The organism is Gemmatimonadales bacterium, from assembly GCA_036265815.1.
GTDB lineage: Bacteria > Gemmatimonadota > Gemmatimonadetes > Gemmatimonadales > GWC2-71-9 > CAVVWJ01.
The window spans coordinates 1-10,672 of record DATAOI010000014.1 but is presented as its reverse complement, the minus strand read 5'-3'; the positions used below and the strand labels follow the sequence as shown (position 1 = coordinate 10,672).

The window sequence follows — 10,672 nt, the reverse complement described above, 5'->3', positions numbered from 1 at the left end:
ACGGAGGAATCGCTCGGCGCCGATGACCGCGGCGAGCTCGGGCTTGAGCACCTTGATGGCGACCTTGCGGTCGTGCCTGAGATCCTCCGCGAGATACACGGTGGCCATGCCGCCCGCGCCGAGCTCGCGCTCGATGCGGTAACGGTCTGCAAGAGCTGGTGAGAGGTGGGACCGGGGGTCCGTCATCGGAAACCGTAAGATGCTCGCATGAACAGATTTGCGCGAGGGCACCCGGTCCCCTTGAGTTCCCCGGCACCGGGCGGTAAGGTGGTGGCGTCAACCACGCAGCCTCACCATGCAGCCAAACAGGAAGCGGCACAATGAGTAAGAAGATTCTGATGCTGGTCGGCGATTTCGTCGAGGACTACGAGGTCATGGTGCCGTTCCAGGCACTCCTGGCGGTGGGTCACACCGTGCACGCGGTGTGTCCCGGCAAGAAAGCGGGCGAGAAGGTCCGCACCGCAATCCACGATTTCGAGGGTGATCAGACCTACACCGAGAAGCGGGGCCACGATTTCGCGCTGAACGCGGCGTTCGACGAGGTGCGGCCGGAGGATTACGACGCGCTGGTCATCGCCGGCGGGCGGGCGCCTGAGTACCTACGACTGAACGAGAAACTGCTCGGCGTCGTACGCCACTTCTTCGAGGAAGACAAGCCGGTCGCCGCGATCTGCCACGGGCCCCAGATCCTGACCGCGGCAGGCGTGATCAAGGGCCGGAAAGTGTCGGCGTATCCGGCCGTCGGCCCCGAGGTGAGGCTCGCCGGCGGAGACTACGCCGACATCCCGATCGACCAGGCGGTGGTGGACGGCAACTTGGTCACCGCCCCGGCCTGGCCCGCGCACCCCGCCTGGCTGGCGAAGTTCTTCGAGGTGCTCGGTACCAGGGTGGTGCACGAGGAGACGGCGGGCGTCGGGCGCTAACCTCCGGCGCCCGCCCGAATCCGCCGCACCAGCGCCGGGAGATTCTGGATCACCATCACCCGCGCCGCCGGGCTGCTGCGCACCATCACGAACGTCTTGCCGTCCGGCGACACGCCGTAGTTCGCGTGCGGCGACGTGCCCACGATGTCGCCGATCGGAAACAGCCGCGTCCGCTTGGTCACCGCGAGCGCCGGCGTCGTTACGATACTGGCCGCGACCAGGTAAGGCCCTTCCTGCTTCGTCTCCCGATAGAACAGCTCCCGCCCGTTCGGGCTCCACACCGGCTCGTTTCCGCCGTCGGCCGAGACCAGCACCTGGTCCTGCTCCCCGGCGAGGTCGCGCACGTACACCTCGTCTCGCCCCGACTGGTCCGACACGAACGAGATCCAGCGGCCGTCGGGCGATACGCCGACGAACGACTCGTTGAACCGGCTCGCCACCAGCGGCTCCAGCGGCCCTCGGCCCGCATTCCGGATGATCGCGGCGTCGGTGCCGGCTCCGCCCTGGGTCGAGTCGGGGAGCTTCGGGTCCCGCCGGAGGTCGGCCGCGGTGGTGACCAGCGCACTGCCATCCTTGAGCCATTCCCCGGTGTAGGCCAAGAGCGGCGAAGTCAGCAGCGTGTCCGGCGCCTCGGCGCTGCCTGGCCGTTTCCGGAGCAGCTTCAGCAGCACGCTCCCCGGCCGGTTGACCGGCACGATGTAGGTGAGGAATCGCCCGTCCGGGGTCCAGGTCGCATCGTGACCGTCCCGATCGAACGTGGCGCGGGAGAACGTCCCCTCGGTCAGATCCAGGATCCAGACGTTTCGCCCCTCTACCGAGTTGAAGTCCAGCGAGAGCCGGCGGCCGTCCGGCGAGAACTGCGGGTGATGGAAGTTCCGCCGCTCCGGCGTGGCCAGCCGGCTCGCGCCGATCCGGTCGACGAAGACCAGCGACGCCGGCTCCTGCGGGATGTAGGCGACGTTGCCGTTATCGGCGACGGCGAACTGGGCCACCCCGTTCCCAGTGACGGACACGTTGGTCGCCACCGTCACCGGCGCCGCGCTGAGCTGCTTCCGGCCCGGATCGAACGGTGCGGCCTGCAGGGTGCCTGCCCCCGTCAGGAACACGAGCAGTCCCTGGGTCACCCTCGCCTCGATGACCGGGGTGCTAACGATCTGCGTCTCGGCCCCGGTCCCGAGATCCACCAGCACGACCGGGCCGGTGGCATTCCCGACCCGCGTCCGCACGGTGAGCGCGGAGCGTCCCTTGTCCAGGATTTGCAGCAGGTGGTACCCGCCTTTGTGCAGCCTGGGCACGAGCGAGTCGCCCTCGACCGTGCCCAGGTCGGCGTCGCTGCTGTACCAGAGCGTGCCGTCGGGGGCGAACGCCGCGTCGCTCGTGGTCAGCGACGCGGAGACCAGCTCCTCGGTGCCGCCGTCTAGTGGGACGCGTAGCACCTGTCGCGTGGTAGCCCGCGTCCCCACGATCGACCGCCCGTCGGGCGACACCAGCGGGCTGGCCATGTTGACCGCGTTCTGAATCGGCGTCCCCGCCTCCGCATCGAGCGCGTGGCGCATCAGCCGAAGCGTCCCGTCCGAGCCGGCGACGAGGTACACCACCGTCTGGCCGTCCGGGAGGAACGCCAGGTGGCGCTGCTGGGAGCTCGCCCCGCTCCCGCCCAGGCCCGGCACCAGGAGGGCGAGCCGGGACGGCGGGAGCTCGGGCCGCGGCCGGCTCAGCGCCCAGGCGGCGATTCCGGCGGTGACGCCCGCCAATGCCCAGCCCGCCCACAGGAGCGGCGCGCGGCGTGAGCCGACGGGAGGCCGCGCGGCCGCCATCGGAACCGTGGGAATCGACCCGCTCCGCGATCCGCTCCCCGTCAGCGCGTCGCTGAACTCGCGGGCCGAGCCCCAGCGGTCGGCCGGCAGCTTCTGCAGCGCGGTCATGATCGCGGACTCGGCGGCCGGCGGCACCGTCGGGCGCTTGGGCCTGAGCGGCGGCGGCTGCTCGGTGAGCACCTTGGCGACAATCGCCTGCGAGCTGGGCCCGGTGAAGGGCGGCTCGCCGGCCAGCATCTCGTAACTCATGGCGCCCAGGGCGTACACGTCGCTCCGGGCGCCGATCTCGCGCTCCCCCATCGCCTGCTCGGGCGACATGTAGGCCGGCGTGCCGAGTGACATGCCGGTCTGGGTCATCCGGCTGCCACCCGCCTGGTGCACGGCGAGGGCGATGCCGAAGTCGGCCACCAGCGCCGCCCCATCCTGCAGCAGGATGTTCTCCGGCTTGATGTCGCGATGGACCACGCCCTGGCGGTGCGCATAGTCCAGCGCGGAGGCGACCTCGCGCGAGAGGCGGAGCGCCTCCTCCACCGGAAGCTGCCGCTCGCGCGTGAGGCGGGCGCGGAGCGATTCGCCGGCGACGTACGGCATCACGTAGTAGAGCAGACCGCCGGCTTCGCCCGAGTCGATCAGGCCCAGGATATGGGGGTGCTGCAGGTTGGCGGTGACCTTGATCTCGGCTAGGAACCGGTCGCCGCCGAGCACGGCGGAAAGCTCGGGGTGCAGCACCTTGATGGCGACCTTGCGGCCGTGCCGCAGGTCTTCGGCGAGATAGACGATGGCCATGCCGCCCTGGCCGATCTCCCGGTCGAGGCGGTAGCGGTCGGCCAGTGCCAACTGGAGCCGGTCGAGCAGCTCGGGCATGTCGCGTCGGGTGGTAGAGGGATCATACAAGATGGCTGCGGGTTGGGCTCAACGCCAGATTCGGACGAGTCGACACCTGTCGGCGTATCCCGCCGTCGGGCCCGAGGGGAGGCTCGCCGGCGGTGACTACACCAACCCCCCGATCGACCAGGCAGTGGAGGATGGCAACTGGTGACGAGCCCTCACTGGTGCGGCTCCAGCTGGGTCAAGCCGACCAGGAACTCGCGCGACTGCGGGTCGTACGCGATGCGGTAGGCGCCCGGATAGTACCCCCCGGGTGTGTACTGCCCGGCCGTCGGTACCGGAATGATCTCCTCCGGGGCCGCCTCACCACTGCTGGTCTTCTTGGCAAGGAGCCAGGCTCGCGTGATCATCGGCTCATCGAAGATGAAGCGCCCGTCCCAGGAGCCCTTCATGAAGGTTCGGGTGAAAGGCGCGAATCCTGCCGGGTTGCCCAGAGCGGCCTGCAGCTCGGGCGAGCGAACGTCGAACCAGTGGAGGCCCATCTGGGGGACCGTGACCGCCGCTGCCGGTGCGCCCGCCGCGGTGGCCGCGTCCAGATAAAATGGCGGGCGAAACTCCTCTGCCGGGAGATTCATCGCCTCGGTGGCGAACCGCGGATCCGTGGGGACGATCGAGGCGCGGGTCTCCCGTGAGACGGTATAGAAGTGGAAGTCGAAGTGAGGGATCCCATAGATGACCGTCGGCTCGTGACCGGACGGGTTCCAGTCGAGCTCGACGAAGCGGTACGGGGTCGGGTTGAGCGCGGGAAGGGCGAGGAGGTGCATCCCCATAGTGGCCGGCAATCCCTCCATCGCGCGCTCGCTCAGGGCGACGCCGAGCTCGAGCGGCGCATCCCGCTCGATGCTGTTGACCAGAACGTACGTCCGCGCGATTCCGTCGCCTACTTTGAGGGGAACTCCGTAGTGGCGCACGGTGTGGCCGGCCGGCAGCTCGGGGTCGGCCGAGGGCGCGGTTAGCGTGCGATCCGAGCTGCCGGAAGGGGTGGCCGCGTCGCACGCGGCGAGCAGGGTGAGGAGCCCGAGCGCGGAGACCGCGTCGGAACGCGCGAGTGGATGGCAGGACACGGGGACTCTCCTGGTTGGGTCGGTGCCGGCCCGCGCCATCTGCGCGGGCTCGGCCACTCGATCTCCCAGCCTAGGAGAATCCGGTCAATCTCCGGTCAGAGCCCGGTCAACTGGTGCTTCGTCTGTCCTCGTATTCGTCGTGCCGCCGCCACCACTGATATCGCTCGGTGTGCGGCCAGCCCTCCGGGGAATCCTCCCAGTCCTCCTGCCGGCCGTACGGGGTGAGGTCGAGGAATGACCACACCGGGCCGAGCGCCTCCACCCCGCGCCCGTCGGTGAAGTAGCTGCGATAGACGGCGTTGCCGTTCCGCAGAAAGACGCTGAGACCGAACGTCTCGCCGCGGGGCGTGGTGAGGCCGAAGTCGTCGTTGAAGTCGCTGTCGGCGGAGGAGTACCGGGCAGGGTCCACCCCATGCACTCGCGGTAGGCCTGGATCTGGGGCAGCGGCGCGCGGGAGATCAGCGCGAGCGAGGTGTTCCGCGCGTGCAGGTGCGCCTGGTGGCCGATCTGGTCCACGAACATCGAGCACCCGGGGCAGCCGTGAGGGAGTCGTAGCGGAGCGCGGTGTACGGGGCTACCGGCTGTCCAGCCGCATCCTCCAGACCTCCTTGATATGTGCGAGCCGCGTTGCCGCAATGAGGCGGCCGTCCGGGGAGACCGCCGGCTCGAACAGATTGGCAGTGTCATGCGAGAGCTGCCGTGCTCTGCCGCCGGACAGGTCGATGCGGAAGAGCTGCATCCTGCCCCGTGTCACCGCGGGGTAGATGATCGCCTTTCCGTCGCGCGTCCAGCCCAACCCGCCGTAGGTGCCCATGGGAAACTCGATCAGCTTCCGTGCGTGCTTCCCGTCGCTCGCGACGACCCAGAGCGCGTGCCGCCCTGCGCCCAGATCTTCCTCCAGCGCAATCTCATCGCTCACGGGAGACCAGGAGACGGACATCGCGTTGTGAATCTCCGGTGGCACCGCGAGCCGGCCATGCGAGAGTGGCCGGCCCGTTGCGGTGTCGATCGTGACGATGAACGGCTGGGAGACACCGGGCTGCCCCGCTCGGTCGTACCCGTTGAAGATCAGGCGTGAGCCGTCACGCGACCAGTCCGGCGGCCCCGCCTCCCACCCGAAGTCCGTGAGCCTGGTCTCCGCGGAATCGCGCGCGGGCGCGCCCACGGGACGGAGCCAGATGTCGTCGCTCGCGTCCGGCGCCTGGTAGTACGGGTCCGGCGTCTTCGGGCGGTGGGAGTGATACGCCACCCAGTGACCTCGCGGGGACCACACCGGCTGGAAATCCTCGTGGTAGCCGGTGATGATCGGACGGAGGGGGCCGGTCGGCCGCCCGCGCGCATCCACGTCCACCGCACCGCCGTCCCAGGCAATCGCCCAGTCAGCCCAGCGCCAGTCGCCGTAGCAGAATCCGATCTGTCGCCCGTCCGGCCGCCACGAGGGCACGAGAGCGCCACGCACGACGAGCTCCGCCGGCCCTCCAGCGGCAGGCAGAACCACGACGGACGCTTCACTGCTGGTCCGGGTCCAGAACAGGCTGACGCCGCCGATGGAAGGTGCCATGGCGTCGCCGCCCGCGGCGGGCGGAGGGACCACCAGCTGCCGTGCGCCGGTGGTCAGATCGATCGCATAGATGCCCAGCCGCCTGTCGGCGTGCGGCTCGTGACGGATTTCGGGCGGGGGGTTGCCAGCACTGGCGAGCGCGACGTAGGCGTGGAGCCCGTCGGGCGCCGCGGCGATGGGAGACACGAACGACGGGGCCGCATCCAGGTCGGCGGCAACGATCCGCTCCGCGCCGGACGGAATCTCGAGCCGCACGAGGTTGGAGGTTCCCCGGCGCTGGACGGCGAGCAGCAGCAGAGCCGTTCCGTCAGGAAGCCACGTCGTTCCCGTGATGCCGCGACCCGCTGCCGGATACGACCGGGGCTTGCCGGGCGGGCCGACGTAGATGCTGTCCGGAGCGTTCCCCAGAGTGTACGCCACCAGCGCACCGTCCGGGGACCAGACCGGGGACGAGCCGCGAGGCAGAGGAAGGGGCCGAGGCGCCGGTCGGTCGTTCTGGTACCAGCCACGCTTGCCATCCCTGGTCCCGTAGAGCACCAGATCGCCGTGCGGTCCCCAGGCCGCCGAGGCGACGTCCGACACTCCGGGCCAGAGCTGCTCGGGCGCCTCCCGCTTTGCATTCAGGTCGAGGATCCGGACCCCGGTCCAGCCCGAGTAGATCGCCCAACGGCCATCCGGCGATACTCGGGCCCAGGTGGGATACTCCTCGAAGAACACGTCGGGAGAATCACTGAAGATCCGCTCGGCGGGGGGAGCCGCGGGCGTCGCGGTCTGCGCCTGGAGCTCAGTCCAGGGATGCTGAGCTCCTGCAAGGCCGCAGAGGGCGACCAGTCGATGGTAAATCTGGCGGCAGCTCACCATCCCACATCCACGCTGATGGTCCACAGATCGCTCTGACGATCTCCCAAAGTAAAGTAGAACCGCCCGCCGAACGTCCTGGGCAGGGGGGACCTTGCCCCACCTTGCCTCCATCCGTATAGGCCAAACGCCCTATTTGCTCTCCCCGTCCCTGGTTTACCTTTAGTCCGACCGCGCCCCCCTGATCATGTGGGGAACGTTCCCTAGAGATCCCGAAGCAACTACTCGCCTTGAGTTGGTAATGGCGGGTCGTAGATCAGGCGGCTCCCGCCGCCTGATCCCCGGAGCACCATCCGGGAGACCCCAAGGTAAAGCGCATGAAGAGACCGCAGATAGCTCAGGCCCTGCTCCGGCCAGCCTTCGCTTCCCTGTACCCCGGCATTCCCCCGAACGAATGGCGACCCGCGGCGGTGATGACCGACCAGGTACTCGCCATTCGGCTCCATGCGAAGCACCAGGTTCCCATGATCCGTGATCGGGCACTGGATGCGACTCATTTCGAGTTCCGCACCGTCCCCTCGGCGGGATCCTCGATGGCGCAACGGGAGAGTCGCTCCGAGGAGCGTCGGTCAGCGAAGAACCGCCCGGTCGAGCACTCCTAAGCAGGTGAACACCGATTAAGCAGGTGAATACCGATGTCTTCCAGTCGCTGTCCAAATTGCGGGCTGGCCATTGCTTCGCCCACCGCGACCTGCCCCCTCTGTCGGGCCAGTCTGATTCATGTGGACGTGCGGCGTGTGCTACTCTGGTCCGCCGTGGTGGCCGAGTACCTGCTGCTCGTGGTGCTTCACCTCCGGAGGTGAAGCGCTGGTGGGGTGCGCGGATGCCGCGGCCTTCTTGGTCCGCCGCCTCGCCGATCGCTTTCCGGGCAGCATCGACCCCGCCGGCACTCCCGACATCCCAAGATGCGCGCGCAACGCCGGGGTGAGCCGCTTCCGCACCAGCGCCTGCACCAGCTCCGGTGACGGTTCCGCCTCACCCAGGACCAGTGGCCTCACCTCGCCGCCCTCCAGCGCCAGCACCGGCACGCCGTCCCGATACAGGATCCGGTTTCTTCCCAGGGCGGAGACCCGCTCCCCCGGCGTGACGATGCCGGCGAGGTTGAGCGGATCCGCCGCGCTGAGCGCGACCAGGCGGCCTCTGGGGCCCTGCCGCCGAACCGCCCGCAACTGACCCACCGCCTCGGGCAGGGCGAACTGCTCGCCCGACATCCCGCTCACGAACCGCCCGCCCCGGATCTCGCCCCGGGCCTCCAGCCGCCGGTAGATCTGCAGCAGCTCGCGCCACGGCGGTGCCCCCGGCTCGCGTGCCAGGAGCCTCCTGAAGATCACCCCATAGCGCCGGAGCAGCGTGTGGGCGATGAGCTCGAGGCGCTCAGTATCGGGAACCTGCGCGCCGCCCTTCAGCAGGGACCACCGGCCCGCGCTCTCGATCCCGAACGGCACCGTCCGGTGCCGACGCTGTCTGCCACCCAGCGGCTTCCGCTTGCTCGACGGGGTGATGAGGGCCCTTAAGCCCGCAAACCCGTCCGAGGTCACCATGCCCAGCCCGGCCAGCTCGGCGAGCGCCTGCTCGACCTGCGTGGTGAGCAGGCCCGACGCCGGCACCAGCTCGTGGAAAAAGATGGCGCCGCGCTGGTCCAGTACCTCGCGCACCCGCGCCGCATAGCTCGACAGCTCCTGGTCCTCGGCCCCTGCTCGCTCGGCGAGCCAGGTACCAGCGTGCGCCCTCGAGCACAAGGCGATCGGGGTCGAGCGGATCGGGCCTCCCGTCCCGCCCGCCCGCTGACCCGCCGGCACCCGGCCCCAGGCCACACGCCCGGTGAGGCACAGGGTGTCCAGCAGCATCGGCTCGTACTCCTCGCACCGCGCCGAGAGCACGTCGGCCTCCCAGGCGGCGGCGGGCAGCTCGAAGCCTTCGAGCTGCTCGATCACCGTAGCCAGCCCCTCGATGCCCGCCACCCGGTGCTCCGGATCGACCCGCTGCCAGGCGAACAGGAATCGCATGAAGTCCGCGGCGCTCACCGGCTCGATCTCCGCCCGCAGCCGGTTGAGGGTGTAGCGGTGAATCCGGGCCAGCAGCCGGCGGTCGCACCATTCCAGGTCTCCGGCGGGTCCGGCAGGCCGGGGCGTGAAGCGTCCCCGCAGCACTACGCCCTCGCCCTCCAGCGAGACCAGCGCGGCCCCGGCCTCGAGCTCGGGCAGCCCGAGCGGCGCGGCCAGCTCGGCCGCCGTGACCGGACCGAGGATTCCGAGCCGGCCGCGGAAGAGCTCCCGCACCGAGCCCTGCCCCAGCTCGGCTGCACGCTCGGCGGCCACCCAGAGGGCCGGACGGCCGTCAGCCTGAGTCACTCGCACCGCCCGCCCGGCCTCCACCAGCTCGCGCCAATAGCCCAACCAGCTCTCGCCCGCTCGTCCGGCGCCCCCTTCGGCCTCGGTGAGGAAGCCGGAGGTGAGCAGCGCGTCGTGCAGCTCGTCAGCACTCTGGACCTCGGGCCATGCCTCGTCCCGGACCCGCTCGATGGCCGCGGGATCCAGCGCGCCGAGGTCATCGGCGGAGGACGGCTCCGTGGCGCGGCGGGTGTAGACGGCCTGGGTCCGGCGCTCCTCCAGCGGCGCGTCGTCCAGGAAGGCGTAGGGCTTGGCGTTGAGGATCTCGCTCGCCAGCGGGGACGGCTCCGGCAGATCGCGCGCGATGCAGCGGATCTCTCCGGCGTGGATTCGGCGGAGCACGGCGATGAGCCCGTCGAGATCCATCACCTCGTGCACGCAGTCGTCGATGGTCTGCCGCACCAGGGGGTGGTTGGGGATCTCCCGGTCGCCGGGGATGTTCTCCAGGCAGGCGGCGGCGTCGGGGAAGGCGGCGGCCAGGAGGTCCTCGGCTTCCATGCGTTGAATCTGGGGCGGGACCTTGCGCCCGCCGCGGTTCCGGGGCAGCGCGAGCGCGATCGACGTGTTCCATCGCCAGTGGGTCCCGAACATCGGCGCATCAAGCAGCGCCTGGACCAGGATGTCGCCCACGGTGTCGGGATGGAGGAACTTGAAGACCGTCTCCAGCGGGAAGGAATGCTGAGGCCCAAGCGAGAGGAGCACTGCGTCCTCGGTGGCCGCCGCCTGGAGCTCGAAGTTGAACTGCCGGCAGAAGCGCTTCCGGAGCGCCAAGCCCCACGCCCGATTGACCCGGCTGCCAAACGGCGCGTGGAGCACGAGCTGCATGCCGCCCGATTCGTCGAAAAAGCGCTCGGCGATGAGGGTGTCCTGGGTGGGCAGGGCGCCTAGCATGCGGCGCGACTCGGCGAGGTAGGCGAGGACCTGGGCACGGGAGGGGTCGTCACCCGGACCGACGGCAAGAGGCCATGCGTTGGGGGATGGCTCCTTCGCTTCGCTCGGGAGGACTCCCCCCTCGACTCGCTCATCCACCTCCCCCCGCAGCTCCGCCACCGCGGCCGACAGCTCCCGGCTCCGGGCCGGCGCCTCGCCCAGCCAGAAGGGGATGGTGGGCGGCTGGCCTCGGGCGTCCTCCACCCGGACTGTCCCGCGCGCTACTTGCTGGATCCGCCAG

General features: G+C 69.8%; 8 protein-coding genes. 2 read left to right on the top strand and 6 right to left on the bottom strand.

Features of this window, described 5'->3' with window-relative positions; genetic code table 11:
• Positions 1-186: hypothetical protein (locus VHR41_02210; protein HEX3232982.1), on the bottom strand; the 186-nt coding region annotated here is incomplete at its 3' end.
• Between the two features lie 134 nt (positions 187-320).
• Here VHR41_02210 and VHR41_02205 point away from each other — a divergent pair.
• Positions 321-923 carry a DJ-1/PfpI family protein gene (locus VHR41_02205; protein ID HEX3232981.1) on the top strand — a complete coding sequence of 201 codons (603 nt, stop codon included), beginning with the start codon at positions 321-323 and terminating at the stop codon, positions 921-923.
• On the opposite strand, the gene VHR41_02200 is transcribed toward VHR41_02205, so the two are convergent.
• From VHR41_02200 to VHR41_02185, 4 genes are all read right to left on the bottom strand, one after another.
• Positions 920-3,604, bottom strand: coding sequence for a protein kinase (locus VHR41_02200; GenBank protein HEX3232980.1), 2,685 nt, complete (start codon positions 3,602-3,604; stop codon positions 920-922). The genes VHR41_02205 and VHR41_02200 overlap by 4 nt on opposite strands.
• A 182-nt stretch (positions 3,605-3,786) precedes the next feature.
• Positions 3,787-4,692, bottom strand: a complete 906-nt coding sequence (locus tag VHR41_02195; protein HEX3232979.1) for a DUF5602 domain-containing protein — start codon at positions 4,690-4,692, stop codon at positions 3,787-3,789.
• 106 nt (positions 4,693-4,798) lie between these two features.
• Positions 4,799-5,101 (bottom strand): DUF899 family protein, encoded by a 303-nt coding sequence (locus VHR41_02190; protein HEX3232978.1) that lies wholly within the window; start codon positions 5,099-5,101, stop codon positions 4,799-4,801.
• Between the two features lie 165 nt (positions 5,102-5,266).
• On the bottom strand, positions 5,267-7,114 hold the full coding sequence (locus VHR41_02185; protein ID HEX3232977.1) for a hypothetical protein: 1,848 nt from the start codon (positions 7,112-7,114) through the stop codon (positions 5,267-5,269).
• Between the two features lie 314 nt (positions 7,115-7,428).
• Here VHR41_02185 and VHR41_02180 point away from each other — a divergent pair, with 314 nt between their 5' ends.
• A complete protein-coding gene (locus tag VHR41_02180) occupies positions 7,429-7,713 on the top strand; it encodes a hypothetical protein (GenBank protein HEX3232976.1) in 285 nt (94 codons plus the stop codon).
• A gap of 138 nt (positions 7,714-7,851) precedes the next feature.
• On the opposite strand, the gene VHR41_02175 is transcribed toward VHR41_02180, so the two are convergent.
• On the bottom strand, positions 7,852-10,672 hold a 2,821-nt coding region (locus tag VHR41_02175; protein ID HEX3232975.1), incomplete at its 5' end, for a hypothetical protein.

Coding starts and splice junctions, on each gene's coding strand:
- VHR41_02205 (HEX3232981.1), top strand. CDS start 321: ATGAGTAAGAAGATTCTGATGCTGGTCGGCGATTTCGTCGAGGACTAC.
- VHR41_02180 (HEX3232976.1), top strand. CDS start 7,429: ATGAAGAGACCGCAGATAGCTCAGGCCCTGCTCCGGCCAGCCTTCGCT.
- VHR41_02185 (HEX3232977.1), bottom strand. CDS start 7,114: ATGGTGAGCTGCCGCCAGATTTACCATCGACTGGTCGCCCTCTGCGGC.
- VHR41_02200 (HEX3232980.1), bottom strand. CDS start 3,604: ATGCCCGAGCTGCTCGACCGGCTCCAGTTGGCACTGGCCGACCGCTAC.